This window comes from Dryocola baronae (genome assembly GCF_051297175.1).
Taxonomy (GTDB): Bacteria; Pseudomonadota; Gammaproteobacteria; order Enterobacterales; family Enterobacteriaceae; genus Dryocola.
On sequence record NZ_JBINNY010000001.1, the window covers coordinates 47,410 to 72,183 of the forward strand.

24 protein-coding genes are annotated in these 24,774 nt (G+C 55.6%); 8 read left to right on the top strand and 16 right to left on the bottom strand.

What is annotated here, in order from left to right; all coding sequences use genetic code 11:
• Positions 1-12: 12 nt before the first annotated feature.
• Together ACSPHG_RS00225 and ACSPHG_RS00230 are read right to left on the bottom strand one after the other, a co-directional pair.
• Positions 13-1,695: an AsmA family protein gene (locus ACSPHG_RS00225; protein ID WP_435951485.1), complete on the bottom strand. Its 1,683-nt coding sequence runs from the start codon at positions 1,693-1,695 to the stop codon at positions 13-15.
• Positions 1,696-1,820: 125 nt separating this feature from the next.
• Entirely contained in the window at positions 1,821-3,212 is a 1,392-nt protein-coding gene (locus ACSPHG_RS00230; RefSeq protein WP_435951486.1) for a nucleobase:cation symporter-2 family protein, read from the bottom strand.
• A gap of 227 nt (positions 3,213-3,439) precedes the next feature.
• Here ACSPHG_RS00230 and gltS point away from each other — a divergent pair, with 227 nt between their 5' ends.
• Positions 3,440-4,642 (top strand): sodium/glutamate symporter, encoded by a 1,203-nt coding sequence (gene gltS, locus ACSPHG_RS00235; RefSeq protein ID WP_435951487.1) that lies wholly within the window; start codon positions 3,440-3,442, stop codon positions 4,640-4,642.
• A gap of 441 nt (positions 4,643-5,083) precedes the next feature.
• Here gltS and recG read toward each other — a convergent pair whose 3' ends face one another.
• Genes recG through gmk form a run of 5 tightly spaced genes read right to left on the bottom strand, consistent with a single transcriptional unit; the run spans position 5,084 to position 10,946 of the window.
• On the bottom strand, positions 5,084-7,165 hold the full coding sequence (gene recG / locus ACSPHG_RS00240) for an ATP-dependent DNA helicase RecG (RefSeq protein WP_435951488.1): 2,082 nt from the start codon (positions 7,163-7,165) through the stop codon (positions 5,084-5,086).
• 3 nt (positions 7,166-7,168) lie between these two features.
• The gene (gene trmH, locus ACSPHG_RS00245; protein ID WP_435951489.1) at positions 7,169-7,858 is read right to left on the bottom strand and encodes a tRNA (guanosine(18)-2'-O)-methyltransferase TrmH; all 690 of its coding nucleotides are present in this window, start codon (positions 7,856-7,858) and stop codon (positions 7,169-7,171) included.
• Positions 7,859-7,862: 4 nt separating this feature from the next.
• The gene (gene spoT, locus ACSPHG_RS00250; protein WP_435951490.1) at positions 7,863-9,974 is read right to left on the bottom strand and encodes a bifunctional GTP diphosphokinase/guanosine-3',5'-bis pyrophosphate 3'-pyrophosphohydrolase; all 2,112 of its coding nucleotides are present in this window, start codon (positions 9,972-9,974) and stop codon (positions 7,863-7,865) included.
• A gap of 19 nt (positions 9,975-9,993) precedes the next feature.
• The gene (gene rpoZ, locus ACSPHG_RS00255) at positions 9,994-10,269 is read right to left on the bottom strand and encodes a DNA-directed RNA polymerase subunit omega (RefSeq protein ID WP_034461476.1); all 276 of its coding nucleotides are present in this window, start codon (positions 10,267-10,269) and stop codon (positions 9,994-9,996) included.
• A 53-nt stretch (positions 10,270-10,322) separates the two neighbouring features.
• The gene (gene gmk, locus ACSPHG_RS00260; RefSeq protein ID WP_435951491.1) at positions 10,323-10,946 is read right to left on the bottom strand and encodes a guanylate kinase; all 624 of its coding nucleotides are present in this window, start codon (positions 10,944-10,946) and stop codon (positions 10,323-10,325) included.
• 255 nt (positions 10,947-11,201) lie between these two features.
• Here gmk and ligB point away from each other — a divergent pair, with 255 nt between their 5' ends.
• Positions 11,202-12,890 carry an NAD-dependent DNA ligase LigB gene (gene ligB / locus ACSPHG_RS00265; protein WP_435951492.1) on the top strand — a complete coding sequence of 563 codons (1,689 nt, stop codon included), beginning with the start codon at positions 11,202-11,204 and terminating at the stop codon, positions 12,888-12,890.
• On the opposite strand, the gene ACSPHG_RS00270 is transcribed toward ligB, so the two are convergent.
• Together ACSPHG_RS00270 and ACSPHG_RS00275 are read right to left on the bottom strand one after the other, a co-directional pair.
• Positions 12,887-13,504: a trimeric intracellular cation channel family protein gene (locus ACSPHG_RS00270; protein WP_435951493.1), complete on the bottom strand. Its 618-nt coding sequence runs from the start codon at positions 13,502-13,504 to the stop codon at positions 12,887-12,889. The genes ligB and ACSPHG_RS00270 overlap by 4 nt on opposite strands.
• 412 nt (positions 13,505-13,916) lie before the next feature.
• Positions 13,917-14,780, bottom strand: coding sequence for a YicC/YloC family endoribonuclease (locus tag ACSPHG_RS00275; protein ID WP_435951494.1), 864 nt, complete (start codon positions 14,778-14,780; stop codon positions 13,917-13,919).
• Positions 14,781-14,903: 123 nt separating this feature from the next.
• On the opposite strand from ACSPHG_RS00275, the gene rph reads away from it, so the two are divergent.
• Entirely contained in the window at positions 14,904-15,620 is a 717-nt protein-coding gene (gene rph, locus ACSPHG_RS00280) for a ribonuclease PH (RefSeq protein WP_435951495.1), read from the top strand.
• A gap of 61 nt (positions 15,621-15,681) precedes the next feature.
• On the top strand, positions 15,682-16,323 hold the full coding sequence (gene pyrE / locus ACSPHG_RS00285) for an orotate phosphoribosyltransferase (RefSeq protein ID WP_435951496.1): 642 nt from the start codon (positions 15,682-15,684) through the stop codon (positions 16,321-16,323).
• A gap of 30 nt (positions 16,324-16,353) precedes the next feature.
• Here pyrE and slmA read toward each other — a convergent pair whose 3' ends face one another.
• The 3 genes from slmA to coaBC all read right to left on the bottom strand — a co-directional run bounded on the left by slmA (position 16,354) and on the right by coaBC (position 18,722).
• Complete coding sequence (gene slmA / locus ACSPHG_RS00290; protein ID WP_435951497.1) at positions 16,354-16,950, bottom strand: nucleoid occlusion factor SlmA; 597 nt, start codon at positions 16,948-16,950, stop codon at positions 16,354-16,356.
• A gap of 124 nt (positions 16,951-17,074) precedes the next feature.
• Entirely contained in the window at positions 17,075-17,533 is a 459-nt protein-coding gene (gene dut, locus ACSPHG_RS00295; protein ID WP_435951498.1) for a dUTP diphosphatase, read from the bottom strand.
• Entirely contained in the window at positions 17,511-18,722 is a 1,212-nt protein-coding gene (gene coaBC, locus ACSPHG_RS00300) for a bifunctional phosphopantothenoylcysteine decarboxylase/phosphopantothenate--cysteine ligase CoaBC (protein WP_435955913.1), read from the bottom strand. Before coaBC ends, dut begins: the two co-directional genes overlap by 23 nt.
• 164 nt (positions 18,723-18,886) lie before the next feature.
• Here coaBC and radC point away from each other — a divergent pair, with 164 nt between their 5' ends.
• The 4 genes from radC to mutM all read left to right on the top strand — a co-directional run bounded on the left by radC (position 18,887) and on the right by mutM (position 21,078).
• Positions 18,887-19,564 carry a RadC family protein gene (gene radC, locus ACSPHG_RS00305; RefSeq protein ID WP_435951499.1) on the top strand — a complete coding sequence of 226 codons (678 nt, stop codon included), beginning with the start codon at positions 18,887-18,889 and terminating at the stop codon, positions 19,562-19,564.
• A 215-nt stretch (positions 19,565-19,779) separates the two neighbouring features.
• Entirely contained in the window at positions 19,780-20,016 is a 237-nt protein-coding gene (gene rpmB / locus ACSPHG_RS00310; protein WP_004154798.1) for a 50S ribosomal protein L28, read from the top strand.
• Between the two features lie 13 nt (positions 20,017-20,029).
• On the top strand, positions 20,030-20,197 hold the full coding sequence (gene rpmG, locus ACSPHG_RS00315) for a 50S ribosomal protein L33 (protein WP_002208990.1): 168 nt from the start codon (positions 20,030-20,032) through the stop codon (positions 20,195-20,197).
• A gap of 71 nt (positions 20,198-20,268) precedes the next feature.
• Entirely contained in the window at positions 20,269-21,078 is an 810-nt protein-coding gene (gene mutM, locus ACSPHG_RS00320; protein WP_435951500.1) for a bifunctional DNA-formamidopyrimidine glycosylase/DNA-(apurinic or apyrimidinic site) lyase, read from the top strand.
• On the opposite strand, the gene coaD is transcribed toward mutM, so the two are convergent.
• The 4 genes from coaD to ACSPHG_RS00340 all read right to left on the bottom strand — a co-directional run bounded on the left by coaD (position 21,079) and on the right by ACSPHG_RS00340 (position 24,769).
• The gene (gene coaD, locus ACSPHG_RS00325) at positions 21,079-21,558 is read right to left on the bottom strand and encodes a pantetheine-phosphate adenylyltransferase (protein WP_435951501.1); all 480 of its coding nucleotides are present in this window, start codon (positions 21,556-21,558) and stop codon (positions 21,079-21,081) included.
• On the bottom strand, positions 21,555-22,331 hold the full coding sequence (locus tag ACSPHG_RS00330) for a glycosyltransferase family 2 protein (protein WP_435951502.1): 777 nt from the start codon (positions 22,329-22,331) through the stop codon (positions 21,555-21,557). The genes coaD and ACSPHG_RS00330 overlap by 4 nt, the downstream gene beginning before the upstream one ends.
• Entirely contained in the window at positions 22,331-23,605 is a 1,275-nt protein-coding gene (waaA, locus tag ACSPHG_RS00335) for a lipid IV(A) 3-deoxy-D-manno-octulosonic acid transferase (protein WP_435951503.1), read from the bottom strand. Before waaA ends, ACSPHG_RS00330 begins: the two co-directional genes overlap by 1 nt.
• 162 nt (positions 23,606-23,767) lie before the next feature.
• The gene (locus ACSPHG_RS00340; protein WP_435951504.1) at positions 23,768-24,769 is read right to left on the bottom strand and encodes a glycosyltransferase; all 1,002 of its coding nucleotides are present in this window, start codon (positions 24,767-24,769) and stop codon (positions 23,768-23,770) included.
• Positions 24,770-24,774 lie beyond the last annotated feature (5 nt).

A 24,774-nucleotide genomic window follows, 5' to 3' on the forward strand; every position in this document is an offset into this window, starting at 1 on the left:
CCGCCCTGCTTATCATGCGCCGGGCACTTCACCTTTTTGCATGGTTTGCTGGAGCTGTTTTCCGTCCGCGCCGGTGGCCTGTAGCGTCCCGTTCACCGTTGGCCTGAGCGGGCCTTGCGCCGAAAGGCTGCCGGTGGCAGACAGCTGTAAATTGCCGTCCCCTTCAAGTGGCAGCACCGGCCATCCCCACGGCTGTAGCGTGTTGACCGGAACCGAACGGCCACGCAGATTGATCGCCACGTTACGCTGCGGCGTCTGTGAAACCGCTCCGGTTGCCTCAAGCATGCCTTTGCCGGTAAAGGCGCTTAGCTCGGTGATTGAAATCTGATTCGCATTGGCCGTCAGCGCAATCGACGGGCGACGAACGTCCACGCGGTTAAACGTCGCGGCGGCGGCATTCAGCGTAAGATTACCGTCCCACATTCCCCACTGGCGGCTGCGCACCACTTCCAGATTGTTGCCCACGCCGTCCAGCGAAGTGAGCTGGAAGGGGAAGTTCGGGTCGATGTCGATAATCAGGTTACGGTTTGCCGACAGCTTCTTCACCGTCACCGAATTGAGCCATTCCGGAACCGGCTCCAGCCACAGTTTCTTCCAGTCTGCGGGCAGCGTGTATTCCAGCCCGGCGAACACCACCTCATCGAGCACCAGCTGGCTGTTGTTACGCTCCCATTGGCCGGAAGCGCGAACCATGCCTCTTTCCCAGCGCGAGGTGAACTGGCGCAGCACGGCGGCCTGGTTGGTAAAGTCGATGTTCACGATGGGATCGTTAAGCTGCAGCGAACCGTTGATGAAATCGCTGGCGTTGAGCGACAGCTTTCCGTCTACGCTCTGCCAGCCGCCGTTGGCGAGCGTCAGGTTGCGCAGGCTGAGATCTAAATCTGTTACCGCCCAGCCTTTGCCCTCAAGGCGCGCGTCGGTGACTTCCAGACTATCGATTTTCAGCGACGGGACCAGGCCTAATGGCGCCAGGAAATCGCTGATGGATTTATCGGTTTGCAGGCGGATATCGTTCAGGCGCAGGCTGCCAATCTCCCACGAGCCGTCCGCCCCGCGGCTTGCCGTGCCGGTGAGCGAACCGCGCGCCATATCCGCGCCGATAGTAGACAGCGTGACCTGGTTGTCATGAATCGCGCCCTGCAGCAGCACGTTGCTTGCCGGAACGCCGTTTAACGTCATCGACCCGGCGCTAAACTGAATGTCAGCCGTGCTGCCCAGCACTTTGCCCTGCTGCGGCTGCCACGGCGTTACGCCACCGCTTACCCGCTGCGCGCGCAGATCCCATTCGGTATTGGGGCTGTTCAGCGCCATATCGTTGAGCTGCAGCATATCGGCCTGGAAGGGGAGCGGAGCGGCGTCCGGGCTAAGGTTCAGCGTGCCGCTTTTGAGCAAAATGGTGTCCGCGTGCATCGGCTCCGAGAACTGACGCGAGCTAAGGCCGATATCCACGCTTTGCGCAACGAGGGTCGCGGGCTGTCCCTTGCGCCCAAAGGTAACGTTATTGAAGGTGACGTGCATGGGCGAAGCCCAGCGGTGATCCATCTCGTTAAACGAAAAGGCGTAGTCGGTGTTCTCATTCACCCATTTGCCGAGCTGGCCTGCCCCCCAGCGGGTTTGAAGCAGGAAATAAGCGGCAACCAGCACGACCAAAACGATCGCCACCAGTAGCGCAATAAGCTTTCCTAGAAATTTCATTGTCTTCCATCCCATGAAGTTTCGGTAAGGGAGTTATGCCCCATTTACCGTTATAGCTCAAGGATGAGTTTGTCAGGGAGGGTTTCACGCGCCGGGGGCAACAAATCGCCGGCGCGTGAGGCACATCAATCTTTCTCAGGCGGGAAAATCAGGTTCAGCACAATCGCGGTAATGCCACCGGCGGCAATGCCGGAGGAAAGCAGGGTTTTCAGCCACTCGGGCGCGAACTGCAGAATCAGCGGCTGCTGCGACACGCCCATACCCACCGCCAGAGACAGCGCGATAATCATAATCGCACGGCGGTTTAACGGCTCGCGTGAAACGATGCGCACGCCGGAGGCGGCGATAGTCCCGAACATCACAATCGTTGCGCCGCCGAGCACCGGCTCAGGAATATGCTGCACAAAGCCGCTTACCGCCGGGAACAGGCCCAGCACGATCAGCATCAGCGCCACCACAAAACCGACGTAGCGGCTGGCCACGCCGGTAAGCTGGATCACGCCGTTGTTTTGGCCGAAGCAGGAGTTCGGGAAGGTGTTGAAGACGGCGGAAACGCAGGAGTTTAGGCCGTTCGCCAGCACGCCGCCCTTCAGGCGCTTCATATACAGCGGGCCGGACACGGGCTGCTCTGAAACGTCAGAGGTGGCGGTAATATCGCCGATGGTTTCCAACGACGTCACCATAAACACCAGCATCAGCGGGATCAGCAGATTCCAGTCGATGCCCAGGCCGTAATAGAGCGGCGTCGGCACCATAATCAAATCGGTGTTCGTCGGCGCGACGGTCTGCGGCAGCATGTCCATCGCCCAGGCGAGGGCGTAACCCACGGCCATCGCGATAACCAGCGACGCGACGCGCAGATACGGGTTGCGCTGGCGGTTCAGCAGGATAATTACCAGCAGCACGGCACCGGCCAGCAGCAGGTTTTTCGGCGCGCCAAAGGTGTGATCGTTCATCGCCGCATAGCCGCCACCGATGGAGTTCAGGCCAACCTGAATCAGCGACAGGCCGATAATCATCACCACCACGCCGGAAACCAGCGGGGTAATAATGCGGCGCGCGAGGTGCAGCACGCGGGAAAGCGCCATTTCCGTGCAGCTAGCCAGCATCAGCGTACCGAAGAGCGCGGCCATCATCGTTGGCACGTCCGCGCCGCCGTTTTTCAGCGCCATCCCGCCCATGATCAGCGGCGAAACGAAGTTAAAGCTGGTTCCCTGAATCGACAGCAGCCCCGAGCCAACCGGGCCCCAGGCTTTAATTTGAATAATGGAGGCCACGCCCGATGCGAACAGCGACATGCTGATAATGTGCTGCGTATCTGATGCCGGTAGGCCCAAAGCCTGGCAAATCAGCAGTGCCGGAGTGATAACCGCGACAAACATAGCCAGAAGGTGCTGGCAGGCCGCGAAAAGCGTTTGCGGGAGGGGAGGTCTGTCTTCGAGGCGGTAGATCAGTTCACTATTTTGAGTCTTGGCAATCGATTGCGCTTTTTCTGACTCAACGGCATTTACGGACATCAGATAAATTCCCGTGGTGGAAAAGCGGAGATTTTAACGGACTGCATGGTAAAAGCAAACGTTTGCATGGGGGCATTCCTAATATTTAAAACTCATATAACGACGTTTTTATATAACGATTGGCCGTTTTTTGGTTAAAATCCAACTGCTGATTTTTCTACCCCCAGAAATATCAGCGAAGGAATGTAGAGCGCCGGCACCACTCATGCGCAAAAAGGAGCACTTCTATGATTCATCTCGACACCCTTTCAACCCTTGTCGCAGCAACCCTCGTGTTGTTACTGGGCAGGAAAATGGTCCACTCCGTACCGCTGCTTAAGAAATACACCATCCCCGAGCCGGTAGCAGGTGGATTATTAGTCGCCCTCGCCCTGTTGGTTCTGAAAAAGAGCATGGGCTGGGAAATTGATTTTGATATGAGCCTCAAAGACCCGCTGATGCTCGCCTTCTTCGCCACCATCGGACTCAACGCCAACATCGCCAGCCTGCGTAACGGCGGCAAAGTCGTGGGTATTTTCCTGTTTGTAGTGGTGGGCCTGCTCATCATGCAGAACGCCATCGGTATTGGCATGGCGACCTTGCTGGGCATGGACCCGCTGATGGGCCTGCTGGCGGGATCGATCACGCTTTCTGGCGGCCACGGAACGGGAGCGGCCTGGAGCAAGCTGTTCACCGAGCGCTATGGCTTCCAGAACGCGACGGAAGTCGCGATGGCGTGCGCAACCTTCGGCCTGGTGCTTGGCGGCCTGATCGGCGGCCCGGTTGCACGCTATCTGGTTAAGCACTCTTCCAACCCGGAAGGTACGCCGGACGATAGCGAAATTCCGAGCGCTTTCGAAAAGCCTGATGTCGGGCGCGTTATCACCTCTTTGGTGCTCATCGAAACTATCGCCATGATTGCCATCTGCCTGACCGTCGGCAAGCTTATGGCGCAGCTGATCCAGGGGACGGCCTTTGAGCTGCCGACCTTTGTCTGCGTGCTGTTTGTCGGGGTGATCCTCAGCAACACCATGGCTATGCTGGGCTTTTATCGCGTTTTCGAGCGTGCCGTGTCGGTGCTGGGCAACGTCTGCCTTTCATTGTTCCTCGCCATGGCGCTGATGAGCCTCAAGCTGTGGGAGCTGGCGTCGCTCGCGCTGCCGATGCTGGCGATTCTGACCGTGCAAACCATCTTTATGGCACTGTATGCGATCTTCGTGACCTACCGCCTGATGGGCAAAAACTACGACGCAGCGGTGCTGGCCGCCGGGCACTGTGGCTTCGGGCTTGGCGCAACGCCGACGGCTATTGCGAACATGCAGGCGATTACCGAACGTTTCGGCCCGTCGCACATGGCGTTTCTGGTGGTGCCGATGGTGGGCGCGTTCTTTATCGATATCGTGAACGCGATTGTGATTAAGCTTTACCTGATGCTGCCGCTGTTTGCGTAAGGCTTTTGCCGGATGACGGCTTGCGCCTTATCCGACCTACTGAATGCGGCGTGGTGCGGTTTGTAGGATGGCGGCTTGCCCTTATCCGACCTACTAAAATGCGGGATTGTGCGGTTTGTCGGGTGGCGGCTTGCGCCTTATCCGACCTACTAAAATGCGGGATTGAGCGGTTTGTCGGGTGGCGGCTTGCCCTTATCCGACCTACTAAAATGCGGGATTGTGCGGTTTGTCGGGTGGCGGCTTGCGCCTTATCCGACCTACTGAATGCGGCGTTGTGCGGTTTGTAGGATGGCGGCTTGCGCCTTATCCGACCTACTGAACGCGGTGTTGTGCGGTTTGTAGGGTGACGGCTTGCGCCTTATCCGACCTACTAAATGCGAAATTGTGCGGTTTGTAGGGTGGATAAGCGTTTAGCGCCATCCACCGAGTCCGCCAAAAAAATTACGCGTTCGAATAGCGTTCCGTTTCGGGCATCCAGCGCTCAATCAGCGCGGTTGCCTGTTCCGGGTAGCGTTCATGGATATGACGGGCAAGCCTTTGAACTTCTGGGATCATCGCCTGATCGCGCAGTAAATCCGCCACTTTGAACTCGGCGCTCCCCGTCTGGCGAGTGCCGAGCAGCTCGCCCGGCCCGCGAATCTCCAAATCTTTTTGCGCGATGACGAAGCCGTCGTTGCTGTCCCGCAGCACCTGCAGCCTTAGCTGAGCCGTTTTGAACAGCGGGGATTTATAGAGCAGCACGCAGTGGGAAGCCACGGCACCACGGCCAACGCGGCCGCGCAGCTGGTGGAGCTGGGCAAGCCCGAGGCGTTCGGGGTTTTCGATAATCATCAGGCTGGCGTTGGGTACGTCCACGCCCACTTCAATAACCGTGGTGGCGATCAGCAGATGAATATTGCCTTCTTTGAACGCCTGCATCACGGCCTGTTTTTCCTGCGGCTTCATGCGCCCATGCACCAGGCCAACGTTAAGGTCTGGCAGGGCAGCCTTTAACTCTTCCCATGTCACTTCCGCCGCCTGTGCTTCCAGCAATTCGGATTCTTCAATCAGCGTACAAACCCAGTAGGCCTGGCGTTTTTCCGTGGTGCAGGCGCTGCGCACGCGTTCGATAATCTCGTTACGGCGGGTGTCCGCAATGGCGACGGTTGTCACCGGCGTTCTGCCCGGCGGCAGTTCGTCAATGACCGAGGTATCCAGATCGGCATAGGCGGTCATCGCCAGGGTACGCGGGATCGGCGTTGCCGTCATAATGAGCTGGTGGGGATGGAAGCCTTGAATCTGGCCCTTTTCCCACAGCGCCAGCCGCTGATGCACGCCAAAACGGTGCTGCTCATCGATGATCACCAGCGCAAGTCCGGCAAACTGCACCTGTTCCTGGAAAATGGCGTGCGTACCTACCACCATCGACACCTGGCCGCTGGCGATGGCATCCTGCTGCGCGATACGCGCCTTGCCCTTTTGCTTTCCGGCGAGCCAGCCCACTTCGATACCCAGCGGCGCAAACCACTGGCGGAAGTTGCTGGCGTGCTGCTCGGCGAGCAGTTCGGTTGGTGCCATCAGGCCAACCTGCTTGCCATGCGCAATGGCACGAAGCGCGGCAAGGGCGGCAACCAGCGTTTTACCGGAGCCAACGTCGCCCTGCACAAGGCGCATCATCGGCACGTCCAGCGCCATGTCGTGTTCAATTTCTGCAACGACTCGCTCCTGCGCACCGGTTGGCTTAAACGGCAGGGCGGCCAGCAGGCGATTTTTCAGCTCGTCATGATTGACCAGCGGCAGCGCGTGATAGCGTTGAGCACCGGCGCGCAGCGCCAGCATGCTCAGGTTATGCGCCAGTAATTCTTCGAGGATTAAACGCTGCTGCGCCGGATGTTTACCCGTTTCGAGATCGGCCAGCTGCATGCTTGGCGGCGGGCGGTGCAGGGTACGCAGCGCTTCCGGCAGGCTCATCATCCCCTGGCTTAACTCAGGCGGCAGCAGTTCGGTAATCGCGCAGGTATCGAGCAGCTCCAGCGCCTGATCGGTTAGCTTGCGCAGCGTGGCCTGGCGAATGCCTTCGGTTGTCGGGTAGACCGGGGTCAGCGTTTCCTGGAGTTCCGGCGTGCTGAGATCGCCCTGCACGCGATATTCCGGGTGAATCATCTCCGCGCCGTGCGTACCGCGTTTGGCTTCGCCGTAAGCAAGCACGCGCTTCCCCGTTGCGAGGCTGTTTTTCATCGCCGCGTTGAAGTTGAAAAAGCGCATCGTCAGGATACCGGTGCCGTCGGTTATCTGGCAGGTCATCATGCGGCGGCGGCCAAAGCTGATATTACAGTTCAGCACTTCCCCTTCCACCGTGGCATAAATCCCCGGCAGCAGGTCGTTAATAGGGTAGAGCTGGGTGCGGTCTTCATAGCGCAGCGGGAGGTGCAGCAGCAAATCTTGAATGGTGTGCAGGCCGATTTTGGCCAGCTTGCCGCTCTGGCTGGCGCCAACTCCGGCAAGCGTGCTTAGCGGTATGGCATCCAGCAAACGGCCTTTCATGGCTTACTCCGCAGACTGCATGGTGGCCCACCATGCGGCGTCAGCTTCGATCTCACCTTGCTGATTCACATGGGGGTAGGGCAGGCCTTTACGGCGGGAAACCTTCGCCAGCACCGGATAGCCGCCTTCAAACAGCAGGCGCTGCTGTTCCGATTCCGGCAGGGTGCTGTTTTCGCGCTGGTACATGCCCGCGTTCTGCCGCTGGCGCTGGGCTTCATACAAAATGAGCGCGGAGGCGACCGAAACGTTGAGGGATTGCACCATCCCGATCATCGGAATAATGATGTCCTGGTCCGCAAGCGCTAACGCTTCTTCTGTGATGCCGGTTTTCTCCTGACCCATCAGAATGCAGGTCGGGCGCGTGTAATCAATTTCGCGAAAATCGACGGCTTTATCAGATAGATGAGTGGCAAGGATTTGCATGCCGCTGCTTTTTAGCTGCGATACGGCTTCGCCAATCGAGCGGTGGGTTTTTACTTCAACCCAAGAATTGCTGCCCGCGGCAGAAGAGGCCATGGTGCGCATGCGGTTGCCCGGCCACACGGCGTGGACTTCATGCACGCCCACCGCGTCTGCGGTGCGAATAATCGCCGAGACGTTATGGGGCTTGTGAACCTGCTCCATGCAGACGGTCAGATCGGGCTGGCGCCTGGCGAGCATTTCGCAGATACGCGCATAACGTTGTGGATTCATAACACTAGTTTCTGTTGCGGGTGACTTTAATCACGTCCGGCATCACGCGGATTTTACGCATGATATTCGCCAGATGGATACGGTCGCGGGCGGTCAGACGAATGAACGCACTGTAGACACGGCCATCTTTTTCTTCGGTATTCAGACTTTGAATGTTCGAACCCGCGTTATTCAGCGCTGCCGTGAGGTTAGCCAGAGCTCCCTGGTGGTTGAACATGTCCACCTTGATCTCGGTGATGAACTCTTGTTCCGCCTCTTTGTCCCACTCCACCGCCATGAACTTCTCTGGCTCTTTCTGGTAGCCGCGGATATTTCGACATGACTCGTGGTGGATAACCAGCCCTTTACCGGGGCTGACATGGGCGACGATCGGGTCGCCGGGAATTGGACGACAGCACTTCGCGAAGGTAATCAGAACGCCATCCGCGCCTTTGATAGGCAGGTGGCTGTGCGGCAATGTGTTTGCCTGAAGCGCGACCTGGGATTCGCCCTGCAGGTTCTTCGCCACGACGACGCTCATCGCGTTGCCCAAACCGATTTCCGCCAGTAAATCATCAAGCGAGGCGAGCTTCATGCGCTCAAGCTCACGCTGAATATTTTCGGGAGGCACTTCGGCCAACTTGCGGCTGCCGCCTAAGGCATGGTTCAGCAATCGACGGCCCAGGCTTACGGAGTCATCTCGTTTGAGGTTCTTCAGCATCTGGCGAATTTTGGCGCGCGCTTTGGAGCTGACGACAAAGTTCAGCCACGCGGCGTTCGGGCGAGCGCCCGGTGCGGTAATAATTTCAATGGTCTGGCCGCTGCTAAGCGACTGAGACAGCGGATAGGGCTGCCTGTCGACGCGGGCACCCACGCAGGCGTGGCCGATATCGGTGTGCACCGCGTAGGCGAAGTCCACCGGCGTGGCACCTGCCGGAAGCTCGACAATGCGCCCTTCCGGGGTGAAAACGTAAATCTCATCTGGGAACAGATCGGATTTTACGCTCTCGATGAATTCAAATGAGCTACCCGCGCTCTGCTGCAGTTCCAGCAGGCTTTGCATCCAGCGCTGGGCGCGGATTTGCGCGGTGGTGCTGCTCTCACCCTGCTCTTTGTAAGCCCAGTGAGCGGCAACCCCCATCTCGGCCATCTGGTCCATATCTTCGGTACGGATTTGCACTTCAACGGGCACGCCGTGCGGGCCAATCATTGAGGTGTGCAGGGACTGATATCCGTTCGCCTTTGGAATGGCTATATAGTCCTTAACCCGCCCAGGACGCGGCTTGTAGAGGCTATGCATCTGCCCAAGTACGCGATAACAGGTATCCATGTCATGCACGATTACGCGGAATGCGTAGATGTCCATGATCGAATGGAAACGCTGCTCTTTGAGCGTCATTTTGCAGTAGATGGAGTAAAGGTGTTTTTCGCGACCGCTGACGCGGCATGGGATGCCCGCTTCCTGCAAACGCCCGTCGATTTCAGAGAGGATTTTTTGAATCATCTCTTTGCGGTTACCACGTGCCGCTTTCACCACTTCTTTAATGACGCGGTAACGGTTCGGGTAAAGCGCTTCAAAGCCCAACTCTTCCAGCTCGGTTTTCAGGTGATGAATACCCAGACGGTGAGCCAGTGGACTATAGATTTCGAGGGTTTCGCGGGCGATACGGCGACGTTTGTCCGGACGCAGCGACCCGAGAGTACGCATGTTGTGCGTACGGTCGGCAAGTTTGATCAGAATGACGCGGATATCCTGCACCATCGCCATGATCATTTTGCGGAAGTTTTCGGCCTGCGCCTCTTTCTTATCGCGGAACTTCAGTTTGTCTAGCTTAGAAACCCCCTCCACCAGCTCGGCAACGCTTTTGCCAAATAGCTGTTCCATATCCTGGTATGTGGCAGGGGTGTCTTCGATCACGTCATGCAGTAACGCCGCCATCAGCGTTTCATAGTCGAGTTTCATCTCGGCCAGAATGCAGGCAACCGCTACGGGATGGGTGATGTAGGGTTCACCGCTTGAACGTGCTTGTCCCTCGTGAGCATCACGTGCGACAAGGTATGCTTGCCGGAGGCGCTTAATCTGCTCCTCGGGCAAGTATTGTTGAATCAGCTGATTCAGGCTTTCAAACAGATACAAGGGCTACCCGCAGGCTAAATTAACGACGACCTTCAGCAATAGCGGTAACGGCCTGCAGTTCTGCGGCTTCCTGCTCTTGCTGCTCCTGGCGATCACGAACATCGAGAATCTGGTTGGTGATCAACCCTTCTTCGATTTCGCGCAGTGCGATAACGGTCGTTTTATCGTTTTCTTCTGGTACCAGCGGATCTTTACCACCAGTTTGCATCTGACGAGCGCGACGAGCGGCTACCAGCACCAGGTCAAAACGGTTACCAATTTTCTCTACAGCGTCCTGAACGGTTACGCGTGCCATATTTTAAAGCTCCACAGATGAAGAAATGACTGGGCATGATACTGAAACTGGGCTCAGTCTGCCAATAGTTTGCTGATTAAAGCGTCATGTCGCGCTTTTTGGCGACCCATTCGCAGACGCTCGGCACGAATAATAATCTTTAAATCTGACAGCGCGGTGTCGAAGTCATCGTTGACGATAAGATAATCATATTCGGCGTAATGACTCATTTCTGCAACAGCCTGCTCCATACGCTTCGCGATAACTTCTTCGCTGTCCTGCCCGCGGCCACGCAGGCGACGGTCTAATTCATCTTTTGACGGCGGTAAAATAAAGATGCTGCGCGCATGCGGCATTTTATTACGAATTTGCTGTGCGCCCTGCCAGTCGATGTCCAGAAAGACGTCTACACCGGTTGCCAGAACCTGCTCAATGGCATGACGCGAGGTGCCGTAGTAATTGCCAAAGACTTCCGCGTGCTCGAGGAAGGCGTCTTCAGCAATCATCTGCTTAAACTCGTCTTTGCTGACGAAGAAATAGTGCTCGCCATGGTTTTCACCAGGGCGTACGCCGCGAGTGGTATGAGACACGGAAACCTGCGTGTCATACAGCGGTTGTGTTTTTAACAAAGCCTGAATGAGGCTGGATTTCCCCGCGCCACTTGGGGCGGAAACAATATAAAGCGTGCCTTGAGCCATGAGTTCTAACTTATTCGGTAAGGATAAAAGAAGAGCATCTACCGGCCTATTATACACGGCGGCAAGACGGCACGGTGAATTTGTCATACCGCCATCACGCTTTTCTCTGGTTTTGCGTAGCGCTTTCCAACTTATCCGAACGGTTTCTGCAACAACTCCAATTTCTCTGGAAATGTCTCGCAGGGATTTTAATCCGTTATCGCAGCGGTCGCGTTGTCGCGATATACCTCTTTTCAGTCTGACAGGGAGGTAGCTATGAGCAGGTTAATAAAGCTGATTTTGTTATTGAACATTCTGGCTGGAGCCGCCTCGGCCTCCTGCCCCGTCTGGTCGCCGTTACAGGCAGAACAGGAGATGGATAAGTTGAAAAGCCAGCTTAATCGGTGGGACGATGCCTACTATCGTGAGGGACAAAGCCAAACCAGCGATGCGGTTTACGACAATCTTCGTGCGCGGTTAAACGAATGGCAGCGCTGTTTTCACCCATCAGCCCCGTCGTTGCAGCCCACTCTTTCAACGCAGGGTAAGACTTATCATCCCGTTGCGCATACCGGTGTCAAAAAACTTGCGGATAGCGTGGCGGTGTCCCATTGGATTGAAGGCAAATCTGATTTATGGGTACAGCCTAAGGTAGATGGGGTTGCCGTCACGCTGGTGTACCGGCACGGCAAGCTTGTAAAGCTTCTCAGTCGCGGCGACGGGCAAAAAGGCGAGGACTGGACGGCAAAAGCCGCCATGATTGATGCGATACCCAAAAAGCTTTCCGGCCTGCCTGGAGAGAGCATATTGCAGGGGGAGCTATTCCTGAAGCGCCAGCAGCATATACAGAAAACCATGGGCGGCATTAACGCCCGCAGCAAAGTCGCGGGTTTCATGATGCGGCAGGCAAGCTCCGAATCGCTGAACAGCCTTGGCCTCTTCATTTGGGCCTGGCCTGACGGCCCGGCAGATCTCAGGCAAAAGTTAGACGTTCTCGCTCAGGCCGGGTTGCCGTTCGCCAAAGCATGGTCAAAGCCTGTCGAGTCGCTAAGCGAGATCTCTTCTCTGCGCAACGAATGGTTTACCTCGCCTTTGCCGTTTGTGACGGACGGTATCGTTATCCGCCAGGGCCATGAGCCTGCCGGGAAGTTTTGGCAGCCGGGGCAGGCAAACTGGCTTGCTGCCTGGAAATACCCTCCTGCGCAACGGTTTACGGACGTAAAAGGTATTCGCTTTAATATTGGGCGCACCGGCAAGGTTGCCGTGGTGCTGGATTTGGAGCCTATGCAGCTCGACGATAAGCAGGTTAAGCGGGTCAATATCGGTTCGGTAAAACGCTGGCAGGAGCTTGATATTGCTCCCGGCGATCGGGTTATGGTGAGTCTGGCAGGTCAGGGCATTCCACGAGTCGATGAAGTTGTATGGCGCGTCGGCCTGCGAGATAAACCGCAGCCGCCGACGCAGATAAGCGCCTCGCCTCTAAGCTGCCTTTACGCCGCCGCAAAGTGCCGCGAGCAGTTCTACGCAAAGCTTGCATGGCTAAGCACGCCCGCGGTGTTAGACATCAAAGGCGTCAGCAGGAGCACGTGGCAGAAACTCAATCAGTCCACGCACCTGGAACATATCTTTTCCTGGCTGTTGCTGAGCCAGGAAGCCTTAAAGCAGCCAGACGGCTTTTCCGCCAGCAAAGCCGAGCAAATCTGGCATCAGTTCTCTTTAGCTCGCCAGATGCCCTTTCGTCGCTGGCTGATAGCCTTTGGCCTCCCGTTGCCGAGACCTGCGATGAACTTACTTGCCGATACCCACTGGCGTCAGCTAGTCGAACGCAATGAACTTGGTTGGCAGGAGCTGCCCGGCGTGGGGGCCGTCCGGGCAAAGAAGCTGGTGGAGTTTGTTAATTATCCGCAGATAGGCCAACTGGCGGCTTTTCTGGCACAGCAGGGAATAAAGGGCTTTGCCGATTAATGTTCGCTGTGCTTGTAGTGAAAGACCGGTAAGCCAAGCCGCAGGCGCAGTGCCAGTAAACGCGTGGTGAAACCGAAAATCAGCGTGGCGATGACGACGACATCGTGGCTCGATACATAGTGTTGCAGCACGATGTAAAGGACGGCAGAGGCGAACGAAATGCCGGCATACAGTTCTTTCTGGAATACCAGCGGAATGCGCTTGCAGAACATGTCACGCAGCACGCCGCCGAACACGCCGGTCACCACGGCGGCAATAATGGCGATAATTGGGCCTTCACCCATATCCAGGGCAATTTGTGCGCCGATGATGGAAAACACCACCAGGCCAAGGGCGTCCAAAACAAGGAACAGGCGGCGAAGATGAGGCATCACCGGAGCCATGATAGTTGTGAGCACGGCGGCTATGGCAACAATCACCACGTATTCAGGATGCTTTACCCAACCCAGCGGATAATGTCCAAGCAGAATGTCACGCACCGATCCTCCGCCAAGAGCGGTAGCTGTTGCGATGATAATAACGCCAAAGGTATCCATGCGGCGGCGTCCGGCAGCCAGCGCGCCGGTCATTGCCTCGGCGGTTATACCGATGAGATAGAGAATATGTAGCAGCATGAACACCCCCTGTAAGAACGCGAAGAGGGTAACGTTTCGTGCGCTGGGCCACCATTGAGATTTTCTAAGTTGAAGTGTTTTGGATTAGTTTTGATAATGAATTTACTGGATTTTCTCCTTATTTTAAGGCGATTTTATAAAGTTTTATGTTTTATAAGGATAAGTTTAACTATCGAGTTAGAAAGAAGTCATAACGATAAATACCGCAATGATTATGCCAGGTCAGGCAAAAGGGTACGGTGCGGGCATCGCCATAGAAACACTTCGCGGTGAATTGGGGCGTTCAGAGCGCGCGGTAGGCGATCCAGCTTGAGAAAATGGGGATGGTTACGGCGGAACAGCTTATCGGCTACAGCTGAATTTGAGCATTAAAAAGCCCGCAAACAGCGGGCCATAATCAGCTAAGCGGAGATTATTCGATGTTCTGGATTTGCTCGCGCATTTGCTCGATTAGCACCTTCAGCTCAATGGCCGAATTGGTAACATCGGAATTAATAGACTTAGATGCCAGGGTATTCGACTCGCGGTTGAACTCCTGCATCATGAAGTCGAGGCGACGGCCGACGGCCTCTTTTTTCTTCAGGATGTTGTAGGTCTCTTTGACGTGCGCTTCCAGGCGATCCAGCTCTTCGGCAACATCGATGCGCTGAACCATCAGCACCAGCTCCTGTTCGAGACGCGTGTTCTCTAGCTGAACCTGCGCTTCTTCAAGCTTACTGACCAGGCGCTCACGCTGCCATTTGACCACTTCAGGCATCTGCGCGCGCACCTTAACGACTTCAGCGTTCACGCCTTCGAGACGCTGCTCGATCATCGCTTTCAGCGCCTGGCCTTCGGTCTCACGGGCAACGATGAAGTCGTCCAGCGCGCCGTCCAGCGCGGCGAGAATTTCAGCGGCGATGGCATCCAGATCCTGCTCCTGAGCGGACATCACGCCCGGCCAGCGTAAAATGTCTACCGGATTAATTTCGCCTTCGTCGCTTTGCATTTTCACCCAGTTTGCGGCTTCAACCAGCTGCTTCGCCAGCTTTTCGTTAAGCATCAGGGAGCTTTGCGCGCGTGCATCAGGTTCGAAACGCAGGTTACATTCGATTTTGCCGCGCGTTAAGCGAGTGCGGATGCGTTCGCGCGCCACGGGCTCGAGGCTACGGAACTGTTCCGGCATGCGAATATAAGTTTCGAGATAACGTTGGTTTACCGAACGTAACTCCCAGGAGGCGCTGCCCCATTCGCCTTTAACTTCACGCCGGGCATAGGCGGTCATGCTGCGGATCATAAATCGGTACCGTATTCTGCAAATGATGGGGGGATTATAGCCATGCCTGGCCGGGCAGGATAGGAATAAGCTCGTGAAGTCCGTATAATGCGCGCCACATTCGTTTTAGCCGGAGATAAGCCCATGCGTCCATCAGGTCGTAGCGCCGAACAAGTGCGCCCAGTTACCCTGACCCGTAATTACACCAAACACGCTGAAGGTTCCGTGCTGGTCGAGTTTGGCGATACCAAAGTCCTCTGCACCGCCACCGTTGAAGAAGGCGTACCGCGTTTTCTGAAAGGCCAGGGCCAGGGCTGGATCACCGCAGAATACGGCATGCTGCCGCGTTCGACCCACAGCCGTAACGCTCGTGAAGCGGCGAAAGGCAAGCAGGGCGGCCGTACCCTGGAAATCCAACGTCTGATTGCACGCTCTCTGCGTGCTGCCGTGGATTTGAAAACCCTCGGCGAATATACCATCACGCTGGATTGCGACGTTCTGCAGGCCGATGGCGGCACGCGTACCGCTTCCATCACCGGTGCCTGCGTTGCGCTGGCAGACGCGCTGAACAAGCTCGTGGCTATCGGCAAGCTTAAAACCAACCCGATGAAAGGGATGGTTGCCGCCGTTTCCGTTGGCATCGTTGGCGGTGAAGCGGTTTGCGATCTGGAATACGTTGAAGATTCCGCCGCTGAAACCGACATGAACGTGGTGATGATGGAAGATGGCCGCATGATTGAGATTCAGGGCACCGCCGAAGGTGAGCCGTTCTCCCATGAAGAGCTGCTGACGCTACTTGCGCTGGCGCGAGGGGGAATTGAATCGATCGTCACGTCGCAGAAGGCGGCGTTAGAAAATTGATTTTTAAGGCGACTGAAGAGTCGCCTTTTTTACGTCTATAAAAACCCAAAGGAGCGAATCCATGAAACCGTATCAGCGCCAGTTTATTGAATTTGCGCTTAACAAGCAGGTACTGAAGTTTGGCGAATTCACGCTGAAATCCGGGCGTACAAGCCCCTATTTCTTCAATGCCGGGCTGTTTAATACCGGGCGCGATCTGGCACTGCTGGGCCGTTTTTACGCCGCCGCCCTGATGGATTCAGGTATTGATTTCGACCTGCTGTTTGGGCCTGCTTACAAAGGCATTCCTATCGCGACCACCACGGCGGTTGCGCTGGCGGAACATCATGAGCGCGACGTGCCTTATTGCTTTAACCGCAAAGAAGCCAAGGACCACGGCGAAGGCGGTAATCTGGTAGGCAGCGCGCTGCAGGGCCGCGTTATGCTGGTGGACGACGTTATTACAGCAGGCACTGCGATTCGTGAGTCGATGGAGATCATCGCAGCAAACGAAGCAACGCTTGCTGGCGTGCTGATTTCCCTCGACCGCCAGGAGCGCGGGCGCGGCGAAATTTCCGCCATTCAGGAAGTTGAGCGGGACTATCAGTGCCAGGTGATTTCTATCATCACGTTGAAAGATCTGATTGAGTATCTGGAGGAACAGCCTGAGATGGCCGTTCATCTGGCAGCGGTGCAGGAATATCGCGCTCAGTACGGCGTATAACAAAAAGGGCCTTATCAGGCCCTTTTGCATTCAGCGAAGCTGTGCTGCGACTAGCGGCCAGCGGGTATCAAAATCATCCGTTGGCAGATAGCGGAATTCACTGCGTACAAAGCGAGAAAGCATCCCCTCGCAGAAGGCCAAAAGCTGGCTTGCAAGCAGGGCTTCGTCGGTGCTGTAGCCTTCCCCTTCGCGCATTTTTTTCTCACGCATCACCTGTCGCAGCTGCACTTCAATACGTTCAAACAGCTGGTTGATGCGGCCTTGCAGACGGTCCTGTTCGAACATCAGCGCGTGGCCCGTTAGTATGCGGGTAAGACCTGGGTTCTTTTCACCAAAACCCAGCACCAGCAGCACAATCAGGCGCAGACGAGCCAGCGTATCTTTTTCATCCTTCAGGATGAGGTTGATGCGGGTGATCAGGCTGTCTTCAATAAACTCAATGAGGCTGTCGAACATTTTCGTTTTGCTGGGAAAATGACGATACAGTGCCGCTTCAGAAACGCCCACCGTGGCCGCAAGTTTAGCGGTGGTGATGCGTTGGCTGCCGTCGCTGGATTCAAGCATCTGGGCCAGAGATTGAAGTATTTCCTCGCGACGATTCCTTTTCGCAGTCTGTTTTTCTGCCATGTTCTAAAATACCCCTGAAATAAAGCACCTGTCAGGCAAGCAGCCACACGACGCCCGCAAGCATGTCGCTTGCGGTCTGTTTTAGCGTTATGAACGCGTGTGGTTACGTTAAAAAACGAGCTTACTACTGGCGGCCAGAATGGCCAAAGCCGCCTTCGCCGCGGTCGCTGGTATCAAAATCTTCGACCAGGTTGAATTCGGCTTGTACAACCGGCACAAAGACCATCTGCGCGATACGTTCACCCGGTTCGATGGTGAAGCTATCTTGCCCGCGGTTCCACACAGAAACCATTAGCTGCCCCTGATAATCGGAGTCGATAAGCCCCACCAGGTTACCCAGCACGACGCCATGTTTGTGCCCCAGGCCAGAGCGAGGCAGGATGACCGCAGCAAGGGAAGGATCGCCGATATGAATCGCAAGCCCGGTTGGTACTAGCGTAGTCTGGCCTGGGGCCAGCTCAATGGCGTTGTCCAGACACGCACGCAGGTCAAGACCGGCTGAGCCGGAAGTGGCATAAGTCGGCAGTGGGAACTGCTGACCCACGCGAGGGTCCAGAATCTTAACGTCGATTTTTTTCATCATAACGGGTAACAATCTCGTCCATTAAAAGATGGCCAAGGAGTGACTTACGCTCGTGCGGTAAGACTTTCTCTCCTTCCTGCCAGAAAAGGTGTAACGCGTTGCTGTCGCTATTAAAGCCCTGACCCGATTGTGAAACGTCGTTGGCACAAATCAGGTCGAGATTTTTTCGGATGCGCTTTTGCCGGGCGTATTCTTCCACATTAGTTGTTTCGGCGGCAAACCCAACAACGTAAGGCCGATTGACCGAAAGTGCGGCAACGCCCGCCACGATGTCCGGGTTTTTGACCATTTTTAGCGTAATTTCATCGCCTTGCTTTTTGATTTTCTCGTCGGCGACGATTGCTGCGCGATAGTCGGCTACTGCGGCACAACCGATAAAAATATGCTGACCCGGCACGTTTTGCTGTACGGCAGCTTCCATTTCCAGCGCTGAGTTAACGTCAATCCGTTTTACTCCAGCAGGCGTCGCAAGTGAAACCGGCCCGGAAACCAGCGTAACATTTGCACCGCGCGCAGCCGCAGCCGCAGCGATGGCGTAGCCCATTTTCCCGGAGCTGTCATTGGTGATATAGCGCACCGGGTCAAGACGTTCCCGCGTCGGTCCGGCGGTAATCATGACGTTGAGATGTTGCAGATCTTTGACGACGCTAAAATGGCCCACCGCCAGTTCAACTATTTCCAGCGGGTCGAGCATGCGCCCCGGCCCCACGTCGCCACATGCCTGGCTGCCGCTGTCCGGTCCCCACAGCATGAGGCCACGGGAAGACAATACTTCGAGATTGTGTTGGGTTGCCGCTGCGCGATACATCTGTTGGTTCATGGCGGGAACGACCGCAACCGGCGCGGGAGTGGCAAGAAAAATCGTGCTGACCAAGTCGTTCGCCATTCCTGCCGCTACACGGGCAATGAGATCGGCGGTGGCGGGGGCAAGAATCACTAAATCTGCCCATTTCCCCAGTTCGATATGGCCCATTGCCGCTTCCGCTGCGGGGTCAAGCAGACTGTCTGACACCGGGTAACCAGATACGGCCTGCAGGCTCAATGGCGTTATGAAGGCTTTAGCCGCCTCGGTCATTGCCACACGTACATCCGCCCCGCGATCGCGCAGACGACGCACCAGTTCAGGCGTTTTATAGGCCGCAATGCCGCCGCTAACGCACAGAACAATTTTTTTGCCGGAAAGCCCCATCATGATTTTTCCCACTGGAAGTCTTAATCGTGAGGCTATTTTATCACACTCCTTTGGCCACGACTTTTTGCAGTTTGCGAGACATCCCGCATGCTGGAAATCTCGAGATCGCAAGCGGCCTTTTAGCTGGGCACAATGGCCGCTCAAAGGGATTGGGAGGCGCAATGGACAGTGTTAAAGAGTGGGACAAGACCGAATTGCCGCGTGAGAAGCTGTTAAGTTTTGGTGTGGGTTCACTGACCGATGTTGAATTACTGGCGCTTTTCCTGCGTACGGGATTGCGGGATATGAATGTGTTGGCCCTGGCGAACGCTTTGCTTGAGCGTTTTGGCTCGCTGAGCAGACTTCTTTCAGCGGATTATTCGCAGTTCGAGGATATTAAGGGGATTGGCAAGGCTAAATACACTCAGCTGAATGCGATTGCCGAACTGGCAAGACGTTATTATTCATCGCGCGGTGTGGAGGAGCTTACCTTCAAAAGCCCGGATGCGGTGCGCGAATTTGTGCAAAGCCAACTGACGACGGAACAGCGCGAGATCTTTATGGTACTTTTTCTTGATAACCAGCACCGTATTATTAAACACACCCCGATGTTTTCTGGAACGCTAAGCCATGTTGAGGTGCATCCAAGAGAAATTGTCCGCGAAGCAATGAAATCTAATGCAGCGGCGGTCATTCTTGCGCATAATCACCCGTCGGGTAGGGCCGAACCGAGCAAAGCTGACCGTGCCATTACCGAACGTATCGTGAAAGCCTGCCTTTTTATGGAAATTCGCGTGCTTGACCATCTGGTTATCGGTCGCGGAGAGTACGTTTCTTTTGCTGAACGTGGGTGGATTTAAGCCGATTTGCGCGATCCTTGGGGATCTTTGTCTGTTCGGGACTTGAGCACATGCGTCAGGCAGCGTATACTACGCCACCTTTGAGAATCTCGGGTTTGGCATTATGCGCCTGGCACTGTGGTTCACATTGAACCGCCAGGGACCAGGCTTGCAGCCTGACGAGGCGCCATAACCCTATACGAAGCTCGAGCTAATTTGATTTTTGGAGAATAGACATGTCCCGAGTCTGCCAAGTTACTGGCAAGCGTCCGGTGACCGGTAATAACCGTTCCCACGCAATGAACGCGACCAAACGCCGTTTCCTGCCGAACCTGCACTCTCACCGTTTCTGGGTTGAGAGCGAGAAGCGTTTTGTCACACTGCGTGTATCTGCTAAAGGTATGCGTGTAATTGATAAGAAGGGTATCGAAACGGTTCTGGCCGATCTTCGTACCCGTGGCGAGAAGTACTAAGAGGAACTAAGTCATGGCTAAAGGTGTTCGCGAGAAGATCAAGCTGGTTTCTTCTGCTGGTACTGGTCACTTCTATACCACCACGAAGAACAAACGTACTAAGCCGGAAAAACTGGAACTGAAAAAGTTCGATCCAGTTGTCCGTCAACACGTACTGTACAAAGAAGCTAAAATTAAATAATTTTAGTGACTTTGATGAAAAACCTCGCTCCGGCGGGGTTTTTTTGTTTTAAGCCATAGCCCGGAGGAGAAATGCCAGAGTTACCTGAAGTTGAAACCAGCCGCCGCGGCATTGAACCGCACCTGGTGGGCGAAACCATTCTGCACGCCATCGTGCGCAATAGCCGCCTGCGCTGGCCCGTTTCTGACGAGATTCATGCTCTAAGCGATAAACCGGTGTTAAGCGTCCAGCGCCGGGCAAAATATCTCCTGCTTGAGCTTCCCGACGGTTGGATAATTATCCACCTTGGCATGTCCGGCAGCCTGCGCATTCTTACCGAAGAGCTGCCCGCGCAAAAGCATGACCACGTCGACCTGGTGATGAGCAACGGCAAAGTGCTGCGCTATACCGACCCGCGTCGCTTTGGTGCCTGGCTGTGGGTTAAGGAGCTGGAAGGCAGCAACGTGCTGGCACACCTTGGTCCGGAACCGCTGCATGACGAGTTCAACGCGGAATATCTGCGCGAAAAATCGGCGAAGAAAAAAATCGCCATCAAGCCTTGGCTAATGGATAACAAGCTGGTGGTGGGCGTCGGTAATATTTACGCCAGCGAATCGCTGTTTGCTGCTGGGATCCATCCCGATCGCGCCGCGCAGTCGTTATCTAAAACCGAATGCGAGCTGCTGGTGAAAGTGATCAAGGCGGTACTGATTCGATCCATTGAGCAGGGTGGTACGACGCTAAAAGACTTTTTACAGTCCGACGGCAAGCCGGGCTATTTTGCCCAGGAGCTTCAGGTTTACGGACGGGAAGGGGAGCCGTGCAGGGTTTGCGGCACGCCTATTATCGCCAGCAAGCACGCGCAGCGCAGCACGTTCTACTGCCGCAACTGCCAGCACTAGCTACTTCAGTTTTTCCAGTAAAGCCTGGCAAACCGGCTCAGGCAGAAAATGCGCGACATCGCCATGGTGGCGCGCCACTTCCTTCACCAGCGAAGAAGAGACAAAAGACCACTCCTTCGACGGCATCAGAAACACGCTTTCCAGTTCCGGCATTAAATGACGGTTCATATGGGCGAGCTGCATCTCATATTCGAAATCTGCTGCGGTACGCAAGCCGCGCACCAGCACGTTGGCCTGCTGCGCTTTGGCGAAGTTAGCCATCAGATCGCTAAAGCCTACCACCTCAACGTTCGGCAGATGTGACGTCACCTGTTTAGCCAGCGCTACGCGTTCGTCCAGCGAAAACATGGTTTTTTTGTGCGGGCTGTTGGCGATGGCGAGGATAATAGAGTCAAACATCATGGCTCCGCGAGTCACGATATCCAGATGCCCGTTGGTGATGGGATCAAAAGTACCAGGGTAAATCGCTCGGGTGCTCATAGCTGCTCTTTTTCCGTATAGCCGTGGTTTAAGGCCCAGAGTTCGGTGTACTTATTAAAGGTGTACTGCGCGTTGACGACCGCCAGCAGGAAGCCTTGCTTTCCGTCCAGAAAACCTGCGCGAAGCAGCAGCGTTTTGCAGAAGGCCCCCAAAGTGTGGCTGAAAATTCCCGTGAGCGAGACTTTTTTACCGCGCTGATGGCGCTCGTGCGCCCATGCGGTGGCGTAATTCATCTGCTTACGCTGGAAGCTTGCGAAGTCACGGCAGGTCAGGTGCAGCAGGTCGCCTTTTAGAGTAATAGCTTTTATACCGGGCGCATCCAGCGATTCGTGAACCTGATTGTCGTTATAGCGGTAACGATCGCGCGGGTAGAGGCGGGTGACCCGATCCGGGTACCAGCCGCTGTGACGCATAAAGCGCCCTAAAAATAAATTGCGCCTGGCGATGCTGTAGACGGCTTCGGGCTGGGGATTTTGCAACGTAGTCTGAATGGCGGCGGCGAGTTCTGGCGTGACGCGCTCATCGGTATCGATCATCAAAACGTAGTCGCCGCTTGCGTAGGATTGAGCGCGCTGGCGCTGAATCCCAAACCCCTGCCAGTTTTCATCGCTAAAGACTTTTACGCCGGCGGCGCGAGCGATATCCACGGTGGCATCGGTGCTCCCGGAATCCAGCAGCACCACCTCATCTGCCCAGGCGACCGATGCCAGACAGTCCGGCAGAATATCCGCGGCGTTTTTGGCGATCATCACCACTGACAGACGGTTGGGCATTAGTGACTCCGCTGTGGCAGATAGGGTTGCAGCAGCTGTAACAGGCGTTGCAGGGCACCCTGATTCTGGTGCAGTACTTCGACAGCGTGGCGGCCGTAGTAAAGGCGATAGTCTTCGTCGGTGATAAGCGTGGAAATTTCTTTCACCAGCGACTGCGCGTCGGTGACGGTGATCATGCCGTCGGCTTCCAGCAGCTTCGCGCAGATGTCTTTGAAGTTAAAGATGTGCGGGCCCATCAGCACCGGAATGGCGTGCGCGGCTGGCTCCAGCGGGTTATGGCCGCCGCGTTCAACCAGGCTGCCGCCGACAAAGGCGAGGTCGGCAATACCGTACAGCAGCATCAGCTCGCCCATTGAATCGCCAATCACAACCTGCGTGCTGCCCGAGGGAATTTCGCCGCTGCTGCGCAGGGTGAAGCTGAAACCCGCTTTTTGCACCAGATCTTTTGCATCTTTGAAGCGTTCAGGGTGGCGCGGCACCAAAATCAGCAGGAGGTCCGGGAATTTCGCCAGCAGCTGGCGGTGTGCGTCGAGAATAATGCTTTCTTCGCCGTCGTGGGTGCTGGTGGCAATCCACACCTTACGGCGCGGAGCCCACTGGCGGCGCAGGGTAATGGCGCGGGCGGCAAGCTCCGGCGTGACGGAAATATCAAACTTCAGGCTGCCGGTCACCGTAAGCTGGGAGCGTTTAAGGCCCAGCTCAAGGAAGCGACCCGCATCCTCTTCATTTTGTGCGGCGATGAGCGTGATTTTGCTCATCAGGCGGCGCGTGAAATTACCGAGCTTTTTGTAACCTTTAGCGGAGCGTTCTGACAAACGCGCATTGGCGATGACCAGCGGGATTTTGCGGTTATGCAGCGCGGTGATCATGTTCGGCCACAGCTCGGTTTCCATCACGATCACCAGCTTCGGGCGCACGGTATCCAGAAAACGGTTCATGGCGCACGGCAGATCGTAAGGGAGATAAACGTGATGGACGTTTTTACCGAAGGCTGACTGTACGCGTTCGGAGCCTGTCGGCGTCATGGTAGTGACGGTGATAGGTATCGTTGGGTAGCGATGGCGCAGCGCCCGTACCAGCGGGATCGCGGCAAGCGTTTCGCCGACGGAAACGGAATGCAGCATGATACCGTCCGGCGCTACTTTCCCTCGACAAAAGCCATAGCGTTCGGCCCAGCGTTTACGATACGCAGGAGCTTTGCGGCTACGGAGCAGAAGTCGCAGCCACACAAAGGGCTGAATGAGGTAGAGCAGGGCGGTATACAACGATTCCAAGCGAATTTTCCGTATTTTCATTATCGGCGGGCAAATTCTAAGCATTCGCAGGGCGTAAAGCTATTGTTTTGGTGATATTCGACGGCTTTACCGATTGTTCTGGCAACGGGAGAGCGAATCAAAAGCAGTGCGAGCAGCCCAACGCCGCTCGCAATCATATTATTACCCCGGGACGCGAGTTGCCTTTTTCAGTTTCAGGTAGCGGCGGCCTAAGCGCCAGCGCAGGCGGAACCCGCGCGCGTTTTTCCAGATTAGGCGCCAGATACCACGGTCGAAAAATTCCTGGATTATCATTTTCTTCTTCTGCGGATCTTTCATGTTATTGAAAGTATGCAGGATGCCAAGCCCTTCTTTTGCAATCTGCCAGTTACATGCCGGGATGTTTTTGACCTTTTCCGGATAGCGCAGGTTGATGGCTTCGAGCATTTCCAGAATTTTAATGTAGTGGCGCGCCGAGCGGATCAGCGTGTCGTCGGTGTCAGGCATATGGGAGACCGACGCCGAGTGAATATAGTAGTCGTAGAACCTTTCGCTGGTGTACTGAACGCGTTCTGCGGCAAGCAACACTTCCGTGGTCCAGGGGATGTCCTGATGGCGTAAGCCGGGCTCGAAGATAAACCCGTGTTCGCGGATAAAATCATGGCGATAGAGATTCAGCCAGGTCACGTGCAGGAACTTACGCGAATCCAGTGCTTTTTTCAGCCAGGCCGGGCCGCTGATGACGCCCGTTGATTGGAGTTTGTCTTCCGGAAAAATAGGGCGCGAAGGCTTTCTGTTATTTTCGTAGACATAGTTGCCATTGCAGGTCACAACGTCCAGATTGCCCGCCAGCGCCATATCGAGCAGGCGGCGGTACATGCCGGGCTTGAAGTCGTCGTCGATATCAGGGAAGGAAAGATATTGTCCGGTCGCTACGGCAAGACCGGTATTGCGCGCGATGGAAACGCCCTGGTTGTCTTGCTCAATCACCACCATGCCAGGAAATTTTTCGCGCCAGGCGTTGATAATCGCCATTGAGCCATCGGTTGAACCATCGTTCACCATAATGACTTCCATCTCTTCGATGGCCTGCGCTTCGAGACAGGCGAAAAACTTCGCCAGGAAAAGTTCGCCGTTGTATACCGCGACGACGACGCTAAGTAATGGAGCCTGGTTCTGGGACATAAGTT